This is a genomic window from Halosimplex amylolyticum (assembly GCF_051414035.1).
In the GTDB taxonomy this organism is placed as follows: domain Archaea; phylum Halobacteriota; class Halobacteria; order Halobacteriales; family Haloarculaceae; genus Halosimplex; species Halosimplex amylolyticum.
In genome coordinates this window covers 13,654-35,615 of the sequence record NZ_JBLKNW010000004.1, presented here as the reverse complement: position 1 = coordinate 35,615, position 21,962 = coordinate 13,654, and the positions used below count along the sequence as shown (strand labels likewise).

Annotated in this window: 16 protein-coding genes; 8 read left to right on the top strand and 8 right to left on the bottom strand. The window is 68.5% G+C overall.

Translation table 11 applies throughout. The features are described 5' to 3' along the window. The first annotated feature begins 72 nt into the window (after nt 1-72). Nucleotides 73-1,263 carry a carboxylate--amine ligase gene (locus tag ACMGFE_RS16995; RefSeq protein ID WP_436926425.1) on the top strand — a complete coding sequence of 397 codons (1,191 nt, stop codon included), beginning with the start codon at nt 73-75 and terminating at the stop codon, nt 1,261-1,263. A 150-nt stretch (nt 1,264-1,413) separates the two neighbouring features. On the opposite strand, the gene ACMGFE_RS16990 is transcribed toward ACMGFE_RS16995, so the two are convergent. The 3 genes from ACMGFE_RS16990 to ACMGFE_RS16980 form a co-directional block, all read right to left on the bottom strand. Further along, nucleotides 1,414-2,649 (bottom strand): glycosyltransferase, encoded by a 1,236-nt coding sequence (locus ACMGFE_RS16990; RefSeq protein WP_436926424.1) that lies wholly within the window; start codon nt 2,647-2,649, stop codon nt 1,414-1,416. A 183-nt stretch (nt 2,650-2,832) separates the two neighbouring features. Next, the gene (locus ACMGFE_RS16985) at nt 2,833-4,092 is read right to left on the bottom strand and encodes a glycosyltransferase family 4 protein (RefSeq protein ID WP_436926423.1); all 1,260 of its coding nucleotides are present in this window, start codon (nt 4,090-4,092) and stop codon (nt 2,833-2,835) included. 95 nt (nt 4,093-4,187) lie between these two features. Beyond that, nucleotides 4,188-5,483, bottom strand: coding sequence for a nucleotide sugar dehydrogenase (locus ACMGFE_RS16980; protein WP_436926422.1), 1,296 nt, complete (start codon nt 5,481-5,483; stop codon nt 4,188-4,190). A gap of 340 nt (nt 5,484-5,823) precedes the next feature. Here ACMGFE_RS16980 and ACMGFE_RS16975 point away from each other — a divergent pair, with 340 nt between their 5' ends. The 3 genes from ACMGFE_RS16975 (at nt 5,824) to ACMGFE_RS16965 (ending at nt 11,536) form a co-directional block, all read left to right on the top strand. Then, nucleotides 5,824-7,242, top strand: a complete 1,419-nt coding sequence (locus ACMGFE_RS16975) for a right-handed parallel beta-helix repeat-containing protein (RefSeq protein WP_436926421.1) — start codon at nt 5,824-5,826, stop codon at nt 7,240-7,242. A gap of 424 nt (nt 7,243-7,666) precedes the next feature. Further along, entirely contained in the window at nt 7,667-9,700 is a 2,034-nt protein-coding gene (locus ACMGFE_RS16970; protein WP_436926420.1) for a right-handed parallel beta-helix repeat-containing protein, read from the top strand. Between the two features lie 390 nt (nt 9,701-10,090). Next, nucleotides 10,091-11,536: a right-handed parallel beta-helix repeat-containing protein gene (locus tag ACMGFE_RS16965; protein ID WP_436926419.1), complete on the top strand. Its 1,446-nt coding sequence runs from the start codon at nt 10,091-10,093 to the stop codon at nt 11,534-11,536. 38 nt (nt 11,537-11,574) lie between these two features. On the opposite strand, the gene ACMGFE_RS16960 is transcribed toward ACMGFE_RS16965, so the two are convergent. Further along, nucleotides 11,575-12,888, bottom strand: coding sequence for a sulfatase family protein (locus ACMGFE_RS16960; protein WP_436926418.1), 1,314 nt, complete (start codon nt 12,886-12,888; stop codon nt 11,575-11,577). A gap of 298 nt (nt 12,889-13,186) precedes the next feature. Between ACMGFE_RS16960 and ACMGFE_RS16955 the strand changes: the two genes are divergently transcribed. The 4 genes from ACMGFE_RS16955 (at nt 13,187) to ACMGFE_RS16940 (ending at nt 18,938) form a co-directional block, all read left to right on the top strand. Next, a complete protein-coding gene (locus ACMGFE_RS16955; RefSeq protein WP_436926417.1) occupies nt 13,187-14,611 on the top strand; it encodes an oligosaccharide flippase family protein in 1,425 nt (474 codons plus the stop codon). Between the two features lie 364 nt (nt 14,612-14,975). Further along, entirely contained in the window at nt 14,976-15,905 is a 930-nt protein-coding gene (locus ACMGFE_RS16950) for a glycosyltransferase (RefSeq protein WP_436926416.1), read from the top strand. Next, nucleotides 15,902-17,926 (top strand): hypothetical protein, encoded by a 2,025-nt coding sequence (locus tag ACMGFE_RS16945; protein WP_436926415.1) that lies wholly within the window; start codon nt 15,902-15,904, stop codon nt 17,924-17,926. Before ACMGFE_RS16950 ends, ACMGFE_RS16945 begins: the two co-directional genes overlap by 4 nt. Before the next feature lie 4 nt (nt 17,927-17,930). Further along, the gene (locus tag ACMGFE_RS16940) at nt 17,931-18,938 is read left to right on the top strand and encodes a DUF8471 domain-containing protein (RefSeq protein ID WP_436926414.1); all 1,008 of its coding nucleotides are present in this window, start codon (nt 17,931-17,933) and stop codon (nt 18,936-18,938) included. Nucleotides 18,939-19,028: 90 nt separating this feature from the next. Here the strand turns inward: ACMGFE_RS16940 and ACMGFE_RS16935 are convergent, their stop codons facing one another. From ACMGFE_RS16935 to ACMGFE_RS16920, 4 genes are all read right to left on the bottom strand, one after another. Further along, nucleotides 19,029-19,208: a DUF7576 family protein gene (locus tag ACMGFE_RS16935; RefSeq protein WP_436926413.1), complete on the bottom strand. Its 180-nt coding sequence runs from the start codon at nt 19,206-19,208 to the stop codon at nt 19,029-19,031. After that, nucleotides 19,205-19,516 carry a HalOD1 output domain-containing protein gene (locus ACMGFE_RS16930; protein WP_436926412.1) on the bottom strand — a complete coding sequence of 104 codons (312 nt, stop codon included), beginning with the start codon at nt 19,514-19,516 and terminating at the stop codon, nt 19,205-19,207. Before ACMGFE_RS16930 ends, ACMGFE_RS16935 begins: the two co-directional genes overlap by 4 nt. A 47-nt stretch (nt 19,517-19,563) precedes the next feature. Continuing rightward, nucleotides 19,564-20,907 (bottom strand): bacterio-opsin activator domain-containing protein, encoded by a 1,344-nt coding sequence (locus ACMGFE_RS16925; protein WP_436926411.1) that lies wholly within the window; start codon nt 20,905-20,907, stop codon nt 19,564-19,566. A gap of 194 nt (nt 20,908-21,101) precedes the next feature. Next, a complete protein-coding gene (locus ACMGFE_RS16920; protein WP_436926410.1) occupies nt 21,102-21,959 on the bottom strand; it encodes an endonuclease III domain-containing protein in 858 nt (285 codons plus the stop codon). Between the last annotated feature and the right edge of the window lie 3 nt (nt 21,960-21,962).

The window sequence follows — 21,962 nt, the reverse complement described above, 5'->3', positions numbered from 1 at the left end:
GGCCGGTAGGAACTCATTTCTCCCGTTCCAGCGGTCTATACTAACGGTACGGTCGCGTGAATCGGCGAGTAGATGAGTATCGATTCTGCAGACGGGCCGCGATCGGTAGTCGTGCCGGCTATCGACGCGCCGAGCAGTGTGGCCTGCGTCCGGTCGCTCGGCGGACGGGACATCCACACGATCGTCGTCTCCGAGGACGCCAAGGCCGCGGCGTTCCGCTCGCGCTACGCTGACGAAACGCTGGTCGTCCCCTCGCCGCACGACGATCTGGTCGCGTACAAGGAGGCGCTGCTGACGCTCGCGAGGCGGCCCGACGTGCTGACGATCCTCCCCGTCCGTGAGGTGGACGTGTACGTCCTCGCCCGCTACCGTGAGGAGTTCGAACCCCACGTCGAGACGCAGTGGCCCACACGGGCCGGCCTGGAACGGGTCCAGGACCGCGTCCAGCTGTTCGACGCCGCCGAGCGCGCGGGCGTGGCGGTGCCGGACACCCGCCTGCTCGACGAGGTCGACGACTGGGACCGCGAGTGGATCGTCAAGGGCCGCTACACCCTGCTGGCCGACGCCTACGTCGACGACTACCCGCCGGAGAAGTCCCGGGACCCGCCCTCGACGCAGTACCTCAACGGCGACCGGCCGGACGTCGAGACGATCCGTCGCCAGAACGGCCACACGCCCATCGTCCAGGAGTTCCTCCCGACGACCGACGAGTACGCCTTCTTCGCGCTGTACGACGAGGGCGAGCCCGTCTCGACCTTCCAGCACCGGCAGGTCCGCGCGTACAACTACGCCGGCGGGCCGAGTTCCTTCCGCGAGTCGGTGTCGATCCCCGAACTCGGCGCGTCGGGTCGCGCGCTCCTCGACGAACTCGACTGGCACGGGCTGGCGATGGTCGAGTTCCTCCGCAACGACGAGACCGGCGAGTTCGAGCTGATGGAGATCAACCCGCGCCTGTGGTCGTCGCTGCCGTTCTCGGTCCGCGCCGGCGCGGACTTCCCGTATCACTACTGGCAACTGGCCAGGGGCCGACGCGACGACGTCGACGACGACTACGATGTCGGCGTCGCGGGCCACCTCCTCCGCGGGGAGCTCTCGTACCTGCACAGCCTGCTCTTCGACGAGGAGGAACTGGTCGAGCGGCCGGACCGCCGCGAGGCGTTCGCCGAAGTCGTCGAGTCGCTACGCGAGCACCCGCGATTCGACTACCTCCGGCTCGACGACCCGAAACCGTTCGTCCGCGACGCGCTGAACACCCTCGTCTGAGGGCGATCAGGCGATCAGGCGATCGCGGCGATCCGTTCGTAGAATCCTGCTGCAGTCCGTTTTCCGGGAGCCCGGTACAGTGTATCGATGGGCTGTCGCGGTGGACCCGTACCCGTTTCGACTCCGATGGGGCCGGCGAGTCCGGCCCGGTCACGCGGAAACCGGCGCCGCTCGCCGCTGCTCGACGGGCCGGTCGAACAGCACGCGTTCGTGTCTCGCGACGATGACGTCCCAGTCGTAGTCAGCGGCGGTCGCCCGCGCCGAGCGCTCGAGCGCTCGGGTGTCGACGTCGCCCTCGATACACGCGTCGAAGGTCTCTGCGAGTTCCTCCGCGGTCCCGTCGTAGATGAGTCCGTTCCGTCCGTGGGTCAGCAGTTGCCGGTGGGCCGGGAGGTCGGTCGCGACGACCATCGTCCCGGCAGCCATGTACTCCAGGAGCTTGCCGGGGAAACTGATCCGGAACGACTCGATGTCGTGCAGCGGGGAGATGGCGACGTCGCTCTGGCCGAGCACCCGGGGGACCTCGTCGTGAGGGACGAGCCCGACCCACTCGACACGGTCGGCGACGCCGAGCTCGCGGGCCCGCGCTTGCAACTCCTCGATGGTGTCGTCGGGACCGGTGCCGACGATCCGGAACCTGACGTCGTGATCGCTCTCCGCGACCGCCTCGATGACGTGTCCCATCCCCCGGATCAGCCCGATAGAACCGACGTACGTGACGACCAGGTCCGCGTCTTCGTCCTCCGGGTTCCGGGCCGCTGCGCCCCGTCGGGCGCCGTCGCCGAACTCGTCGACGTCGACGCCCATCCCGATCACGAACGCGTCGGAGAGGTCGACGCCGTACTCCTCCTCGGTCACCCGCCGGATCCCGTCCGTCAGGCAGACGACCGCCGTGGCTCGCACGAGGACCGCGCCGAACAGCGTCGCGTACAGCGACTTCATCGCGACCGTGAGGCGGTTCTTCAGGTCGCGTCTCCCGCTGGAGTCCATGAAGTCCCGCTTTTGCCTGACGGGCACGGAGACGAGGCCGACCACGAAGCGAGACCCGCCCGCCGTGGCGGCGACCCAGCCCTGGAGGACGGTCTGCTGGAAGGAGTAGACCGCGTCGTACCGGTATCGCAGCCCGAGCGCGGCCCCGTAGAGCAGGCACAGCACGTGGAACAGGACCCCCGAAACGAGCGGGATCGATCCCGTGTCGATGGTGTGATACGCGACGCCCTGGGGCGGGCCGCCCTCGTCTTCGACGTCCTGACGACCGTGGCAGAGCACGTGGACCGTCGCCGAGTCCGCCATCTTCTTCGAGACGTAGTGTTCGGCCGTCGAACTGTACGACGACGAGATGTCCCGGTGGTGGACGAACAGGACCGAGTTCCGTTCGCCGCTCATGAGTGACGTATCGGCGTCCCGTGGTCGTTCGTAGTGGCGTGCACGGGCGAGTGGACCCACCAGAGGCCAATAAGTACGCGGCGGTTAACCCGGCCGGCTCGAACCGCGATCCGATCGGCAGATTTGAACCCCGACTCGGTCGGTCGATTCGAACGCGGCTCGGTCGGTCGATTCGAACGCGACTCAGTCGGTCGGTTCGAGGTGCCGGGAGTCGGCGCTGTCCTGGCCGGCGTTTCTGCGGTACGCGGCGGGGGTGTGGCGCTCGTACACGTCGAGCAGTTTCTCCTGCTGGCGCTCCCAGTTGAACTCCTCCAGCGCCGCCCGGTGGCCGTTCCGCCCGAGTTCGGCGCGGCGGTCGGGGTCGTCGATCAGCGAGACGAGCGCCTCGGCGACCGCGTCGGGGTCCTCCGGTTCGACGGCGACGCCGCAGTCGAGGTCGTCGACGAGCGTCCCCCAGTTGCCGATGTCGGAGACGAGGACCGGCAGACCGGCGGACATGTACTGGAAGAGCTTGTTCGAGCGGTGGACGGCGTCAGTCTTGTTCGGGGCCGGGTGGAAACACATCGTCCCGACGTCGGCCGCGCGGAAGTGGTCGATCATGCCCGCAAGCGATGGGAACCACTCGACGAACTCGACGCGGTCGGAGGCCTCGACGTGTCGCTCGATGGCCTCGCGCTCGTCGTCGGAGCCGTACTTGCCGCCGATGGACAACTCGACGTCGTAGGAGTCGGGGATCCGCTCGACCGCCTCGATCAGCGTGTGGATCCCGCGGTTCTCCGAGAGCAGCCCGCGGTACACCAGTCGGGTCGGCCCGTCGTCGTCGGGTTCGACGTCCTCGCGCGGGTCCGTCCCCTCTGCCCAGCGCCGCTGGGGGTAGTTCGTGACGACCGTCGGGTCCTGCCCGGCGAAGCGCTCGGCGATGTCGGGCGAGGCCGTGATAATCTCGTCGACGACGCGCGACAGGCCGAGTTCGACCAGGCCCGCCGCCTTCGCGGCGACCGGCCGGATCGGTTCTGGGAATATCGGCTTGTGTCGCAGCGTGTCCTCGACGTTCTCGTGGACGTCGTAGACGACGGTCCCGTCCGTCGCGACCGAGAGGACGGCACCGACGGGGAGACACTCCACGTCGTGGAAGTGATACACGTCGTAGTCGGTGTCGACGAGGATCCGGCCGACCTCGGCGGCGGCGCGCAGTCGCTCGCCGATCGAGATCATCGACCCCTCCTCGGCGTCGCCGTAGGTGACCGTCTCGACGGGCGAGTCGCCCTCGAAGGGCGTGTAGTACGTGACGTCGTGGCCGGCCTCCTCGAGCGAGACCGCCTCGCGGCCGACGACCCGGGAGTCCGTCGCGTCGTGGGCGCTCGTGAAGACGCAGACGCGCAGTCCGTCCGCCGCCGGGCCGTCCGTCCGTCGATCCGCCGACTCCGCTGTCTCCTGAACCATCAGCTATCGGGAGGGGCCCCGCGCCCGTTAGTAACAGTCCGCTACACTCGGCGGCGGCCGGTTAGGGAACTGTTTCGCCGAATTGACCGCCACGGCTACCAGCTGACGGAGTGGTACTCGGGGACCTCGTCGGCGACCTCCGGGACGGTGCCGACGGGGTCGCAGACGGGGGTGTCGCCCAGCCGCGTCGTCAGTTCCGGGCGCGCGCAGTCGTTGGCGAACACGACGACGTCGGCCCGGTCGAGGAACGAGTCGGGGTCCGAGACGAGGCGGTCGGTCAGGTCGGGGATCGTCTTGTCGAGGTAGTCACGGTTCGAGCCGACCGCCTCAGAAGGGTCGATGCCGTCCGCGTAGAACAGCACCTCTTCGTCCAGTTGTTTCGCCAGCCGGAGCCCGGGGCTGTTGCGCATGTCGGTCGTGTCGGACTTGAACGCGATGCCGACGATTCCGACTGTCGACCCCTCGAGGGACTCGACGCGGTCGCGGACGCGTTCGATGTGCGCGTCGTTGCTCTCGGGGATGCTGTCGAGCAGGGGAGCCGAGACGCCGTTGTCCTCGGCGATCGTCGCGATGGCCCGCGAGTCCTTGGGCAGACACGACCCGCCGAACGCGAAGCCGGGGTCGAGGTACTGCTCGGAGATGTTGAGCTTCCGGTCGCTCTGGACGAGGTCCATCAGTTCCCGACCGTCCACGCCGGCCGCCGACGCGAGCGAGCCCACCTCGTTCGCGAAGCAGATCTTCAGCGCGTGGAACGCGTTGTTGACCATCTTGAGCGACTCGGCCTCCTCGGGCGCGACCGTGCGCACGTCGCTGTCGAGCCCCAGCGTCCGGTAGAGGTCCACCAGGTCCTCGGCCGCGTCGTCCTCGAACGCGCCGACGACGACGTACGGTGGGTCGAAGAAGTCGTCCATCGCCGCGCCCTCGCGCAGGAACTCGGGGTTGACCGCGAACTCGACGTCCGTCGCCTCGTCGGTCTTCGACGCCATGTACTCGCGCAGGCTGCGCGTCGTCGAGGGCGGGACGGTGCTGCGGACGACGACCCGGTGGGTGCCCTTCCGGTCGACCGCCTCGACCATGGAGTCGACCACGTTGTAGAGGTTGGTCGTGCTCAGCTGGCCCGTGTCGTCGAGGGGCGTGCCGACGGTCAGGAACGAGATAGAGGAGTCCAGGACCGCCGCGGTCGCGTCGGTCGTCGCGTCGACGCGTCCCGCTGCGACGCCCTCGGCGATCGCCTCGTCGACGCCCGGTTCCTCGATCGGTGACTCGCCGCCGGCGACGGTCTCCACTTTCTCCGGGTTCACGTCGACGCCGACTACCTCGTGGCCTTCGCTCGCCAGACAGGCGGTCATCACGCAGCCGACGTACCCGAGACCGAATACAGATACCTTCATCGACCGGCCCCTCGATCGATTGGTGCTTTGTTATCACCGCCTTATCACCCGTAGCGCGCGCCTGATGACGGCCCGGACGGGTCAGTGCTCCGGTCGACCGGGAGACCGGGCCGCTCTCGGCGGGTCGGGGCCCCAACCGGGCCGACGGGCGCGAGCGCCCGCGTTGGCGACGCCTAGAGGGTATCTTCCCGTAGTAGCAGCGACATAACAATTAACGGGAGGAGGGTATTAGAAACGAATGCCTGCTGAAGAGCGGACGAGACGCGGCTTCTTACGCGCCGGTATCGCTGCAGCGGTGGCTGCGGGACTCGCCGGGTGCCGCTCTGACGGCGAAGAGACGGTGGAACCGACACCGACGCCGTCCGAGACGGAGACGCCGACCGACCCCGCCCCCACAGAGACCGAGCCCTCCACCCCGACGCCGTCGCCCTCCCCGACGCCGGTCCCCGAGATCGTCGAGCGGTACGGCGAGCGGTACGACTCGATCGTCAACGTCGCCCAGGCGGCGGGCGACGACGCGTCGATCGACGACGTCGTCGCGACCGCTATCAACACGGACGACACGCTCCTGTACTTCCCGACCGGCGAGTACGAGCTCTCCGGGCTGCGCGTCCGCAACGCTCGCAACGTCGGGTTGGCTTCGCTCCCGAAAGAGGACGCCGTCATCAGGCCGAGCGTCCCGCGGTCGGAGCTATCGGAGGCGTTCTTCGACTTCCGGGAGGTGGCCGACGTACTCCTCGAAGGACTCACGTTCGACTACAGCGAGTCCGGGTACGGCGGCTCCGTGCGAGTGGTCACGCACGGGAACTTCATCGCCAGGGACCTCCGGACGAAGGGCAAGCTGCCCGACAGGGACAAGAGCCGCAAGCACGTCGCCTACCGTTTCGACGTCCAGGACGAGGAAGGGATCGGCCTCGTCGAGCGGGTCGTCGCGCGCGACGGCGGCCACGACGGGGGCAACGGCGTCGGCATCTTCGTCGGAAAGGACCACGCCGGGACGCTGACGGTCCGCGACTGCGAGATCGCGAACTTCCCGAACAACGGCCTGTACGCGTCGGCGCCGGGCGCCAACTACGACGGCTATCGCGGCGCCAACGGCGCGGTCCACGTCCGGGGCGGTCGCTACGAGAACAACAACATCGCGAACGTCCGCATCGGATCGACCGGGTCGACCGTCAGGCACGTGACGGTCGTCGTCGACAAGGTCCCGCCGACGATCTCCGAGCACGACCTGAACGTCCGCGGTATCCGAATCCGGGCGCGCAACGGCCAGGTGGTCGAGGACTGCGACATACGGATCGGCGAGGACGCCGGCGAGGGATTCGGCGCTATCTCGTACCACCCCGACCACGGGAGTTCCACGATCAAGAACACGCGGATCAGGGTGGACCGTGACGAATTCAGCGCCATCGACGCGACGCACGCGAACGGGGGCGGGACGAAGGCGCCACTCGAGTTCGAGAACGTGACGATCTCCGGGACGGCGGCGGGGGGTGCGACGGTCGACATCACGGACCGCCACGAGACCACGTTCCGGAACTGCGAGATCGAACAGACCGGCGACAACCGCGAGGGGATCGTCTTCACCGACTCCGAGGACTGTCTCGTCGCCGACTCCACGATCAAGGTGACCGGCGAACCGCTCGAGGTGAACAACTCCACGGTCGACCGACGGGACCTCACGCTCGGGACCCCCGACCCGCCGGACGACCCCGAACCGAACGACCTCCGCGGGGGCTACGGCCAGACTGGGGCGTGACCTTCGTGACCTGGGGTGCCGGGTCGCTCGCCTCCCTCCCCCGGTTCGATCGGTACGACCCACGTGATCCGTCGGCTCCCGTCCACCCGCCGTCCCCGCGCCATCGAGATGCCGAGTTGAATCCTGTTCGGTGGACCAGCCGGAATCAGTCGTGATCCCGTGAAACGGCCGATAACGTGTGCTTACCGGCGGCGTAGCGACCAATTACCTCCCTGACGCGGTCAGATCGGCCACCGGATCGAGGGGGCAGCTCCCGGAACGCGCCCCAATCGGACCGTGGACTCACTGGTGAGTAACTGTGGTCGATTCTGCACAATCTGGTAACCAAGTTACGAGCATCTATAGCTAAGGTCCCGCAAATCGCCCGCATCGAGCACCGTATGTGCAATTACCCTTTTAGCAGTAGATGCGGCTTAACCGGTACATGGTCAACGGTAACCAGAACGAATCGGACAGTAAGAACGAGCCTACCGGGCGTAGCGGTCGATTACCGACCGGTGGCCGCTGGTTCGGTCGCCGCTCGTTCCTCAAGGCCGCGGGTGGGACGGCGGCGCTCCCGTTGCTCGCGCGGGGCGCCCGGGGCGCGCCGACGACGCACCACCTCGAGATCGTCTCGACGGATGCGACGAGCGAGATAAGCGATCTGAGCGTGACGTACGAGTTCACGACGACCGGCCAGATCACGCCGGACGCGGACAACGGCCGCAACTCTTCCGAGGAGAACGACTCCGTCACCGAGAACGCCGACGGCACGTGGACGGCCACGGGCAAGACTGGCAACGGGTTCGGCGACGCGTACACCTTCGAGGGACGAGTCACCGACTTCAGCGCACAGGGGTCCTACGACCTGTTCCTCGACGGTGAAGCCGTCACGGCCGACGAGATCGTCGCCGATCCGCGTCACCACATCGAGGTGCTGACCACCAAGGACCCGTCGGAACTGGACTACACGTTCACGACCACTGGCGAGATCACCAAAGACACCGACAACGGCAAGAACTCGGCGGGCAGTAACGATTCGGTGACTCAGAACAGCGACGGCACGTGGACCGCCGACGGCTACACCGGCAACGGCTACGGCGACGCCTACTACTTCGAGGGCGACCTCGTCGACTTCGGCCCGGTCGAGGACTTCGTCGAGATCTACGTCGACGGCTCGCAGATCGACCTCTCGCAGTTCGAACCCCAGCGCCACCACATCGAGGTGCTCACGACGCAGGACCCGTCGGAACTGGACTACACGTTCACGACCACTGGCGAGATCACCAAAGACACCGACAACGGCAAGAACTCGGCGGCCGGCAACGACTCGGTGACTCAGAACAGCGACGGCACGTGGACCGCCGACGGCTACACCGGCAACGGCTACGGCGACGCCTACTACTTCGAGGGCGACCTCGTCGACTTCGGCCCCGTCAAGAGCTTCGTCGAGGTGTACGTCGACGGCTCGCAGATCGACCTCAGCCAGTACGAGACGACCGAGACGTCCACCAGCGATTCGGACCCCCACAACCTGGGCGGCGGCGAGGGATACCCGAACACGGTCCCCCGGTCGGAGGCCGACGTCGTGGTCTCCACGCTCGACGAACTGCTGAACGCGTTCGATTCGGCGTCGAGCGGCGACGTCGTCTACGTCGCCGGCGACGCGACCATCGACGCGTCGTCGGTCACCGGCAGCGACACGCTGTCGGTCCCCTCGGGCGTGACGCTCGCTTCGGACCGCGGGATCAACGGAGCGGCCGGCGGGACGATCAAGACCGACGTCATCGACTACTCGCACATGATGTCCGCCGAGGGCGGCGCGCGCGTGACGGGCGTCCGCATCGTCGGCCCGATCGACTCCTACGTCGAGTACAGCAAGCCCGTCGTCAGTGGGCTCACCGTCAAGAGCGACACCGTCGAGGTCGACAACTGTGAGGTCACCGGCTTCAACCACGCTGGGATCAAGCTCAACGGCTCCGCGCACGTCCACCACAGCCACATCCACGGCAACTCCATGGACGGCCTGGGCTACGGGATCATGTGCTACGGCGGCCAGGACACCCTGGTCGAGCACAACAAGTTCAACTTCAACCGCCACAGCGTCGCCAACGAGGGCTACGCGGGCTACGAAGTCCGCTACAACCGCTTCGACGGCAAGGCGATCGCCTACCAGGTCGGCACCCACCGACCCGGCGGGACCACGCTCAGCATCCACCACAACACGTTCGTCCCGACGAAACACCTGAACGACGGGATCGACCCGAGCTGTCACGTCACCGTCCGGGGCGTGCCGGACGACGTGGCGGACATCCACCACAACTGGTTCCACAACCCGAAAGAACCGCTCAACAGCCCGGACATGTGGACCAACGAGGCCATCGTCCAGGCCCACGTCGACGAGTGGAACAACGTCGAGTTCGGCAACAACCACTACGGCTCCGACGAACCGTCTTCGGACATCGGCTGTCCGCGGTAGGCACTCCAGCCCGCCGCTCGGACCGTGACGGGTCTCGGTCGCCGATGCGGCGGCCGGCTCCGGCGTCCGCGAACCACTCGGTGTCCGCGACGCGTGGGACCGGGTCTCTTCTCGACCCGCGCTCTCGTCGACGACCGCGCACTCGGAGTAAGCCGGTGCTACGAAACCGGTACCGAGGGCGGTAACAGCGCCTTACCGGCCGCGAAACCGGAGTTTTCCGGCGGTCACGAGGACAGCCGCTCCGCTCCCGTCGAACGGGGCGTTCCTACGAAAGCGTCTCGCAAGCCGCAACCAAGTTGGTGGTTCCCGCAGCTATGCTTCCGGAAGCCGCCCGCTTCCGGCATCGCCGCCGCAGATACCCTTTTCTTCGAAGCCGAAACTTACCGCGATATGGAGTCCAGTAATGAGGGCAAACCGATGACCGACGAATCACAGACCGAGCGTACCCGGACGCAGGCCGACCGTACCGGCGGCCGACAGGGTCTTCCCGGCGGGTTCGGTCGGCGCTCGTTCCTCAAGGCGGCGGGCGGGGCGGCGGCGCTCCCGCTACTCGCCCGGGGTGTACAGGGGGCCCCGGACGCGCGACGCGTTTCGATCGTCAGCACTGGCAACAAGCGAGTGGCGTACGAGTTCACGGCGACCGGGACGATCGAACCGGTCCCGGGGGCGACCGAACGGAAGGACTCGGTCACCGAGAACGGCGACGGCACGTGGACGGCGACGGGGCAGGTCGTCAACGGGGGATACGACGCGTTCACCGTCGCGGGCGAGATCACCGACTTCTCGCCGGACGAAGGGGCGTTCGAACTGCGAGTCGACGGGGACGCGGTCGAACCCTCGGCCGTCACCGGCGACGGATCGGGCACGACCGACCTCGCCGCACCTGAACTCCTCGGCGGCGGCGAGGGATACCCGAACGCGGTCTCCGAGTCGGAAGCGGACGTCGTCGTCTCGACGCTCGACGAACTGGAAGGGGCGCTGAACGGCGCCAGCAGCGGTGACGTCGTCTACGTCGCCGGCGACGCGACCATCGACGCGACGGCCGCGACCGGGACGGAGCGACTGACGATCCCCTCCGGCGTGACGCTCGCGTCGGACCGCGGCATCGACGGGGCCGACGGCGGCCAGATCAAGACCGACGTGATCGACTGGGAGTCCATGCTCTGGGCCGAGGGCGACGTTCGCGTGACGGGCGTGCGGATCACGGGTCCGCTCTCGGAGTACGTCGAGTACAGCAAGCCGGTCTCCAGCGGCCTCACCGTCGAGGGTGACGGCGTCGAGATCGACAACGTCGAAGCGTCCGGATTCAGTCACGCCGCGCTCAAACTCAACGCCTCCGCGCACGTCCACCACAGCTTCGTCCACTCGAACTCCATGGACGGCCTCGGCTACGGGATCATGTGCTACGGCGGCCAGGACACCCTGGTCGAGTACAACCGCTTCGACTTCAACCGCCACTGCGTCGCCAACGAGGGCACCGCCGGCTACGAGGTGCGATTCAACCGCTTCGAGGGCGAGGCGATCGCCTACCAGGTCGGCACGCACCGCCCGGGCGCGACGACACTGAAGATCCACCACAACACGTTCATCCCGACCAAGCACATCAACGACGGGGTCGACCCGAGCTGTCACGTCACCGTCCGGGGCGTGCCGGACGACGTGGCGGACATCCACCACAACTGGTTCCACAACCCGAAAGAGCCCCTCGACAGCCCGGACATGTGGACCAACGAGGCCATCGTCCAGGCCCACGTCGACGAGTGGAACAACGTCGAGTTCGACAACAACCACTACGGTCCGGACGAGCCGTCCGCGGACATCGGCTGCCCGCGGTAAGCCGCTATTACCCGCGAGTTACGCCGTCGCCGCGGGGATCAGAGATACCCGAGTTCTTCGAGCCTGTTCGTCATGCGCTGTTCCGCGTCCTCCGAGATGCCCTCCTCGCCCCGGTCGCGCTCGCGCGCGACGTGATCGTCGACCATCGCTTCGAGCCGCGCGACGACGTCGGGGTGGTCGTCGACGACGTTGTGCAGTTCGTCGGGGTCCGCTTCGAGGTCGAACAGCTGGCGGATATTGCGGTCGCGGCCCTTGACGAACTTCCAGCCGTCGTAGCGGACGCCGTCGAGCCAGCGCCCGCGCTCCTGTTCGGAGCCGACGCCGCGCAGGTACGCCGGGCGGTGGTCGATCCGGCCGTCGAGCAGGTCCTGTCCGGACACTTCCGAGGGCCACTCGAGCCCGGCGGCCGACAGCAGCGTCAGGAAGATGTCGACCTGCCTGACCTGGTCGTCGACGCTGCGGCCGGCGGGGACGCCGGGGCCGGCGAGGGCGAACGGGACCCGCGTCAGGAAGTCGTAGACGTGGTAGCTGTGGCCGACGCGGTGGAACGCGTTGGGGAACTCGACCCCGCTGAACCGGCGCAGCGAGTTGTAGAAGTCCTCGAGTTCGATCCCCCTCGCTCGGAGGGACTCCTCGACGTCGTTGCGGACGTGCCTGCTGCGCTTGCCGGTGAGCGGGATCGGGACCTGATTGAGGCCGATCACCGCGGCCTTGTGGCGGAGCGTCCCGTCGTGGATGCTCTCGCCGTGGTCGCCGGTCACCGCGACGATCGTGTTCGAGAGGTCGATCGCTTCCAGCAGGCGTTCGAGCTTCTCCGCGACGCCACGCACGCTGGCGTCGTACTCGATCTCGTCGTCGGTCGCGTCCGGCGGCAGGTCCCGGTGGACGTGCGCTTCCCAGAGGTGGAGGTACTCGAACCAGGGGTCGGAGGCGTCGGCGACGTCGGCCCGGAACTCGTCGAACCAGTCGGTGTAGACGGTCTCGTCGCGCGTCCGGTACTCGTAGCTGTCGAAGCCGGCGTCCAGGCCCGTGTCTGCGGTGATCGGCCCCGTGACGTGCGCGTTGGTCTCGTAGCCGGCGGCGTCGAACACCTCCGCGAGCGTCGTCACGTCGTCGTCGAGAGTGAAATCGCGCAGCGAGAGGACGCCGTGGTCGGGCGGGTACGAGCCGGTCATGTAACTGGAGACGCAGGGCGTCGTCGACGACGCCGCCGCGATCATCGTGTCGAAGGCCGTCCCCTCCCGCTCGAAGAAGTCGAAGAAGGGCTTCTCGCTGCCGTAGTCCCCCAGCGCGAAGTCGCTCCGGAGCGCGTCGATGCAGACGAACAGCACGTTGGGGCGATCGGTGGTCATGTGCGGTCCGACCGGACTCTCGTAGTTAGATATGAAGCCCATAATCGGAGTGGAATCGCCGTACCCGAGGGTAACAGGCGTTTAACAACAGGGTGGCGCCCGGAACGGAGGAGTGATGACTCACGCATCCGGACCCCGACTAGCCTCCGGGCGCCCCTCTCGATACCGGTGCCACCGGACCGGAGCGGCCCGTCGCGGCCTCACGAGCCGAACGGCCCCGGCAGCGGTCTCTACGGATCGTTGCACCTCGTCGCATCGGCAGTCGATCGGAGCGACCGGCGCGAACTCCTGACAGCGAATGGACCTCAGGGATTCGGTCCTCAAGCTGTTCTCGGGGCGCATCGTGGTGGCGGTGGTCGAGTTCGCGGCGATCGCCGGGTTCACGCAGGCGCTCGGGACGGGCCCGATGGGGTCGTTCTTCATCTTCCAGGCGGTCATCGGGATGCTCGGCGTGCCGGTGGACCTCGGCATCTCGAAGGCCGTCGAGAAACAGCTCTCCGCGGACGAACCGCTGGGCGAGATCCTGAGCACGTCGGTCGCGGTCAAGGGGCTGCTGGCGCTCCCGTGGCTCGCCGCGCTCGTGCTCGCCACGCCGCACGTCGAGCGGTACGTCGGCGTCGAGGGGGTCGTTCCGCTCATCGTCGTCGGGCTCGCGGTGACCCAGGGCCAGATGCTGGGAGTGCGCCTGCTCGCGGGGCAGCTCCGCGTCGACGAGACCGCCTTCCTGAAAGTGCTCGGCAAGCTCGTCTGGGTGGCGAGCGGCGCCGTCCTCATCCACGTCGGCTGGGCGGCGCGAGCGATGATCACGGCCTACATCCTGGGTCGGTTCGCGACCCTCCTCGCGGCGCTCGTTCGAGCGGACCTCGCGGTGAGCGCGCCGAGCGTCGCGCGGGCGCGGAGCCTGATCGACTTCGGTCGGTACGTGTTCATCGGGAGCGTCAGCGGGTTCGTCTACCAGTGGATGGACGTCGCCATCCTCCGCCTGTTCGTCCCGGTGTCGATGGTCGGCGCCTACGAGATCGCCTGGCGCGTGGCGTCGGTCGCGATGATGCTCACCGAGGCGATCCGCACGTCGCTGTTCCCGCAGATCTCCCAGTGGCACGCCGACGACCGGCTCGAAGAGATCGAGTCGGCGTTCCGGCAGTGGCTCCAGATACCGCTGTACCTGACGATCCCCGCGTTCGCCGGCGCCGTCGTCCTCGGGAAGGACATCCTCGGGACGCTGTTCGGGGCGGACGTCGTCCTGGCGTACCCGGTCCTCGTCGTCTTCATGGCGGAGAAGATCCTGCGGTCGGTCCAGCTCGTGCTCGGGCCGTCGCTGTACGCGATGGACAAGCCGGTCCTCGGGTACCGCGGGAGCGTCGCGGCCATCGTCTCGAACCTGGTGTTGAACTTCGCGCTCATCCCGCAGTTCGGGATCATCGGCGCCGCCGTCGCCACGACGTTGAGCGCCGCGACGGCCGCCGTCGTCGCGATCACCTACGTCTCGCGGTTCGTCGACATCGTCGTGCCCTGGCGGCGGGTCGCCTGGAGCGTCGCCTCGGCGGTCATCATGGCCGGCGCCGTCGCCGCGCTCCGTCCGCACCTCCCGACCGGCTGGCCGCGCGTGGCGCTCGGCGTGACCGCCGGCGTCGCGCTCTACTTCGCACTCCTGTTCGCCAACGAGGGGATCCGTCTCGAGATGCGGGGAGCGATCGAGGACGTCACCGGCTCCTCGTCGTGACGAGTCGGCTGCCGTACCGAGTCGGCTGCCGTGACGAGTCGGCTGCCGTGACGAGTCGGCTGTCGGTCGCAGCGAACGTCACGTCCGGACGCAACGGTGGCGACCGTCCCTCGCTGTTTGGCTGCCGTCAGACCCGTGTCCGCCGCGAGAGCGGCGGTTCTCTCGACCCGGCGGACCGTTAGTCCCGGTGATCGACGGCCGTAGTCGCATCATTACAATAGGAGAGTGAAGGATGGGTAGGGGTGTGAACGGGTTCGATAGTATCTCGCGAGCGAGGGGTTCGAACCATCCGATCGGACGGGGAGCCCTCCCGCCATGCGAACCGATACGTGCCGCGTCGACGGCGCCGGCGGTGGTGCGTTAGATGGTTCGAACGCTGCAGCTTGTCACGTCCCGCCGACCGTTCTTCGAACAGCAGGTGAAGGTGCTCGAACGCAACGGGGTGTCCTGTACCGTGGTCCCGGTGCCGGGCGGCACTCGCGAACGGTCGCTCGCGGACTACGTCCGCTTCTACGGGCGCGTCCTCGAGGCGACCTCCGGCCCCGACTTCGACCTGGTCCACGCGAACTACGGCCTGACCGGGCCCGCGGCGCTGGCCCAGCCGATCCGGCCGGTCGTCCTCTCGCTGTGGGGTTCGGACCTGCTCGGTCGCTACGGAACCGTCAGCGAACAGTGCGCCCGCTTCGCCGACGCGACCGTCGTCATGTCCGAGGAGATGGCGACGGATCTCGACGGCGACTACACGGTCGTCCCGCACGGGATCGACACCGACCGCTTCGCGCCAGAACCGCAGGACGAGGCGCTCGCGGAGGTCGGCTGGGACCCGGGGACGAAGCACGTCCTCTTCCCCTACGACCCCTCGCGGGCGGAGAAGGACTACCCGCGCGCCGAACGGGTCGTCGACCGGACCGACGAGGCGGTCGACGACGCGATCGAGTTACACGCGGTGTCGGGCGTCCCGCACGAACAGGTCCCCACGTACATGAACGCCGCGGACGCGATGCTGTTGCCCTCCGAGCGGGAGGGGTCGCCGAACGCGGTCAAGGAGGCGCTTGCGTGTAACCTGCCGGTCGTCGCGACGCCGGTGGGCGACGTGCCGACCCTGCTCGACGGCGCCGACGGCTCGTACGTCAGCGACACCGACGCGGGACTCGCCGACGCGCTCGCCGCGGTGCTCACGTCGACCGACCGGCCGAACGGTCGCGAACGCGCCCGGGAGTTCGGCCTCGAACGGATGGGTCGCGACCTCCTCGGCGTCTACGACAGCGTCCTCGACGGGGAGGTGGCGGCGTGAACACCCATCCGACGACCTGGCTCCGGACGGGACGGCTCGACGCCGTGGTCGCCGCGCTCGGCCTCGTGGTCGCGCTCGGCCTGCTTCCGCTGGTCTTCCTCTCCTCCGAAGCGTACGTCCGGACCGTCCCGGTCGTCCTGGGTCTGGGCTGCCTGCTGTATCTGGTCTCGATCCGCCGCGACGTCGCCGTCGACCGGTCCAGATGGACGGTCGGGGGGAGCGGCGTCGCCGCCGCGGAGCTGACGGGGATCGGACTGGTCGCCGTCGCGGTCGCCGCGGCGCTGGCCGGCACGCGCACCCTCCGGGTCATCCTCCTCGCGGGGGCCGTGGGCGCGTTCATCCTCCTGCAGATCGTCTTCCTCTCCGAGGACGCCCTCGACGAGCGACTCGTGCTCGTCCAGATCGTCGCCCACGCGTTCGTGGTCAGGTTCACGGGCCTGTTCACGACGGCCGGATTCATCGGCGTCGACAGCTGGGAGCACGTCACCCAGTACGCGGCGTCGCTACAGGAGGCGGGATCGCTCGCGCCCCTCGCCGACGCGAAGTACTACTTCGCCCCGTTCCACCTCCTGGCGAACGTCGTCGGGTCGGAGCTGCTGGGCGTGTCGCTCCGGTTGAGCCTCTACCTCGTCCTCGGGAGCGTCCTCGTCCTCTCGGTCCTGCTCGTCTACGGGACGGCCAGGTACTTCGTGGACGCCCGCTGGGCGCTGTTCGCGACCGGCGCGTTCGCGATGACCGACCAGGCAATCCGCTGGGGGATGCACATCATCCCGACGAGTCTCGGCCTGGTCTTCTTCCTGGGCGTCGTGTTCGCGGTGACGCGGCTGCTCCACGCGGAGACGACGCGCGCCGACTGGGCGCTGCTCCTCGGATTCATCGTCGCGATCACGCTCACCCACCAGGTGTCGGCGTTCGTCTCGCTGGTCTTCATGGGCGCGGCCGTGCTCGCGCAGGTGCTCGTCAGCCGAGTCGACTGGGTCACGCCAGCCGACCAGTACGCGGGCGGCGGCTTCGGGTCGCCATCGCCGGAGACCAGCGATTCGACGGACCCGATCACCGACGGCGCGTCGCGTTCGCTCGCCGACACCGTCCCGCTGCACGGGGCGTTCGCGTTCCACGTGGTCTTCACGGGCGCGATCTGGGCGGTCACCCCCTGGAGCGGCGAGCGGTTCCTCACCCGCGCCGTCGGCCTGTTCTGGTACACCGTCCAGACCTCGGCCGGGTTCCTGAACCTCGTCCCGTCGAGCAGCGGCGCGTCCGGAGGGGGCGGCGGCGGCGGGCCGTCGACGCTGGCGGGCCAGGTGGCCCCCTACGTCGACGCGCTCGGCTTCCTCGTCCTCCTGTTCGCGGCGATCCTCGGCAGCCTCGCGCTGCTCCGACGCCACCGCTCGCCACAGGCGTCGCACACGATCGTCATCGCGATCGGCGTGATGCTGTTCTTCTCGCTCGGGCTCCCGCTGTTCGGGATCCGGAGCTTCCTGCCCGGCCGGTGGTACGCCTTCGCCTACGCGCTGATGGCCATCGTCGGCGCCGCGGGGCTGCGGTACCTGGGGACCCAGTTCTCCACCCGCGCGGTCGCCGCCCTGCTCGTCGTCCTGCTGCTCGCGTTCCCCTTCGCGATGATCGCCGGCAAGAAGGCCACGCTGGACGACCCGACGTTCGACCAGCAGTGGCCCAAGTACTCCTACACGGAGTCGGAGATCGCCGCGATGGGGACCGTCGGCGAGACGACGCCCGGGACCGAAGACGCGGTCTACACGGACCACCCCTACCAGACGCTGTTCAGGAGCACCGGCGCCTTCCTGGGGATGCCGATAAACCTCACCAGCATCAGCGAGGCGGGTCCGCCCCACGACAGGACCGTCTACCGGACGTATCAGTCCACGGGGGCGCCCCAGTTCACCACCGAGGGCGGGGTCGTCGTGACCCGGCGGGTGAGCCAGGAGCAGATCTGCCCCGAGGCGAGCACTCGCGCGTACGACAATCAGGAGACGGAGCTGTGCACCCGACCGGGGGCCTGAGACCATGAGCTACGAGACACCCACCGGACGATACGGCGTCGCCGACCTCTTCGCGGTCGTCGCGCTGGTCGTCGCCTTCGACGCCGTCGTCGCACTGTCGCTCGACCTCCCCGCGTTCCGGCTGGCGCTCGGCCTGCCGGTGCTCCTGCTGGCGCCCGGGTGGGCCGTCGTCGCCGCGCTCTACCCGCGCGGCGGCGACGCCGCAGACCCGACCCGGCCGCGCGCGTCGTCCACGCCGAGCCGCGGATCGTCGACGGATCCGATCAGCTCGGTCGCGCGGTTCGGACTCGCGGTCGCGTCGAGCGTCGCCGTCGTCGCGGCGGTGGCCGTCGGCGTCAACGCCAGCCCGTGGCCCATCCGGCCGCTGCCGATGCTCGTCGGGATCACGGCGGTGACCGCCCTCGCCGCAGTCGCCGCGGGCTATCGCCGACGCTCGCTGCCCGCGATGATGCGGTACAGCCCAGCGGTCCCCTGGCGGCCGGTCGTTCGCGCCGCCCGCCCGCGGCTCTCGGTGACGTTCTTCCTCGGGGTCGTCCTCGTCGCCAGCGTCGTCGGCGCGACGGCCCTCGTCGCCACGAGCGACGCTGTGCAGGCCGGCACGGACGACCAGTTCACCGAGTTCTCGGCGCTGACCGCCAACGGCACCGGCGACTACGTCACCGCGAACTTCACCGACACCGTCGACGCCGGCGGGTCGCTGTACTTCGACGTCGCCAACGACGAGGGCGCCCGGACGGAGTACACGCTGGTGTTGGTCCGGGAGACCGTCGCCGTCGAGAACAACGAGACCGTCGTCCAGTCCGCGACCGAGCGCGACCGTCGCTCGATGACGGTCGACGCCGGCGCCTCCCGGCGGATCGAGTTCGACCCCGACCCGTCCGACGAGAACAGCACCGTCCGCCTGCGGGGGTACCTCTACCGCGGCGACGCGCCCGACGACCCGTCGCCCGCGTCGGCCTACCGCTCGGTGCGGATCTGGTACGACGAGACGCCGTTCGAACCCGGCGAGTGACGGAGCCACCCGAGACCCCCTCGCGGTTCCCGCTGCACTTCAGTTCCCGTCCGTCTCAGACTGCATCCACAGAACCGACGGCGCTGGTCCTCAGGTTCGTTCGTCCCCGGCCCCGTCGTGGTACTCCCCTGCGCACACCTCGCTGCAGAACGTCAAGACGCGTAGGTCGCCGGCTTCCCCGTCGGTCGTCGTGGGATACCGCGTCCCTTCCTCGAACGGCGCGCCGCAGTGGGCACACCGCTCGGGAAACGACGACCCCGCCTCGCTCATCTGTCCGGGTCGATACCGACCTCACCGCTGTTGGCGACGGTGACCGTACACCCTCCGAACGGGAACGAGACGCGGACGTCTCCGTCGCGGACGGGGGACAGGAGCGCTTCGAGCGCTTCCGGGTCGAGGACCGAATACAGCGGCTTCATCTCGTTCGTCTCCAGTCCGCTAACCGCCGAGACCGCCTCGACGACCGTGAGACAGAGCGACTCGGAACCGTTCCAGTCGTGCAGGCTGCGGTAGGTCTCTGTCGTCGGGTCGTAGCCGACGCGGTCGCCGTCGCCGAGTCCATTCGTGCCGGAACTCATCATCTAGAGCGAAGCGCACGACAGGGGTAAGGAGTCGACCTGACTGGTCAGCGTGCCTCCTCGCCGGACGCTTCCAACAGCTGTTCGAAGACGGTTCGCTGGGCCTTGCGGAGGTGCTGGTTGAACGTCTGGCGCGTCACACCGAGCTGGTCCGCGAGCTCGTCGCCGGTACTCGTCCGAGGGGTCTCGAAATATCCCCCGTAGTAGGCCGTGCGCAGGGCCGCGAACTGCCGATCGGTGAGCGCCTCCTCGACGACGTCGCGCAGGAGGCGGGGCGTGTAGCGGAGTTCCTGGGCGACCAGTTCGGCGTCCGGATACACCCGTCGAGCCGCCTGAATCACCGTCCGCGGGTCGACGTCCCCCGGCAGTTCTCCGGTGAGCACGGGCGTCCCGTCGTCGCCGTATCGGAGGAGCGACGTCACCTTCCCCCCGAGGTCGTCGAACACCTTCGAGAGTGTCGGCCCCCCGACGCGGACTTCGACTCGACTGCGCTCCGCGGTCGAACTGACCAGTCGGACGTCGAGAACAGCGGACTGCCGCTCGAACACCTCGACCAGCGCCCTGGTAGCGATGCCGGACGCCGTGACGTACTGGAGCGCGGTCCCGTCGGCGAGCGTCACCACCTCGTCGACGTCGATCCGCACCTCGCCGTCGGCCGCGCCGAGGAATCGTGCGAACGACGCCTCGGAGCGGAAATCGAGCACCCGCCGCTGGTCGCTCGTCAGTTTGTCCTCGCGCTCCTTCAGCGACGTCGCGTCTTCGAAACCGACGACGACGTATTCGACGGTCCCGTCGCCGTCGAGTACCGGGGCCGAATTGCTCGATAGCCACCGCTCGGTGCCGTCGGGGAGTTCTATCCAGTGTTCGAACCCGTAGTCCGGTTCCCCCGTTTCCAGGACGCGAGTCACCGGGTGTTCCTCGACGGGGACCGGCGTTCCGTCGTCGTAGGTGATGTGCCACTCCCGCTGGCGATACGTCCGGCTGGTGATCTCGTCGCGCTCCAGACCGAGCGTTTTCTCCGCCCGCTCGTTCGCGAAGGAGATGTCACCGGACGGATCCACGACGACGATACTCACGGGACTGGCTTCGAGAATACGCTCGATGACGCTCCTGTCCCGCGTCGACGGGAACGACCGGTCCTCGCCGGGGCGCTCCGGGGACGGCCCGTCGGCGTCCGACGGGCGCCACCAGGCCCGCGCTCGCGCGCCGATCCGTTTCGATCCGAGTTCGCCGCGTTCGGCCAGTGCGTCGAGCGTCCCGTAGGCGGCGCGCGTCGTGCAGCCGACTCGGTCGGCGACCTCGATCGTCGCGAGCGGTTCGCGGGGGTCGTCTAGTCCGTCGAAAACGGCGAGAACGTCCTCCGCTGCCGGTTGCGGAGCGGGATTTTCCATCAGGTATCGTACGGCGGCTGACTATCTATGTGTGCCGCCCCCGACGGTGACCGACTGTCTCCGTATGCCTCGCCCGTCGGTGACCGACTGTCTCCGTATTCCTCGCCCGTCGGTGACCGACTATCTCCGTATTCCTCGCCCCTCGGTGGCAGAGAATCGACGGAACCTGTGGGAGAACCGGCGTTCTCCCCGATCTATCCGCGGTTGTCGCCCGAGACCGCTTCCGCGGGATCCGCGACTGTTCCGGACCCAGGGTCGACGCCGACCTGATCGCACAGGTCGACGAGCGGACACCCCTCGGGGTCGTCGAGACACGCGGGCTTGCGGGCCTGACAGTACTCGCGGCCGAACTGGATCATCGCGGTGTGGCCGAAGCCGCACTTCTCGGCGGGGACCGCTTCCTCCAGCGCCTCGCGGACGCCCTCGTGGTCGGCGTCGGCGGGCGCCAGCCCCATCCGGCGGGCGATGCGGTGGACGTGCGTGTCGACGGGGAAGACGCCCCCGCGCCCGCCCGAGAAGAGGAGGACGCAGTCCGCGGTTTTCGGCCCGACGCCGTTCATCTCCAGCAGCGCCGATCGGACCTCGGCGGGGTCGCCCGTCTTGACGAACTCGTCGAAGCCCGCGGCGCCGCCGTACTCCTCGCAGATTCTTCCCGCGAGCGCGATGATGCGCTCGGACTTCTGGTTGTAGAGGCCCGCCGCGGAGATGGTCTCGGCGAGGCGCTGCTGGTCGGCGGCGGCGAGGGACTCGGCGAGATCGTCGTCCGAACCACCACTGTACCGATCCATCAGGGCGTCGTGGGCCGGTTGGCTCGCCACGTCGGAGGTGTTCTGGCTCAGCACTGTGCGGACGAGGCACTCGAAGCCGTCGCGGCCGCCGTAGGCCTTCTGCCAGTACAGTTCGCCCAGGCGGTCGACGACGGCCTCGGCGCGGCTGTCGGCGTCGCCCGGTTCGAAGACCGCGGCCTCGCCCCCGCCCGCGGCGCCGCCGCTGATGTTCTCGGCGGGCTCCGGGTCGTCCGTCGCGCCCGCGTCCCCTGCGTCGTCGCTCATACG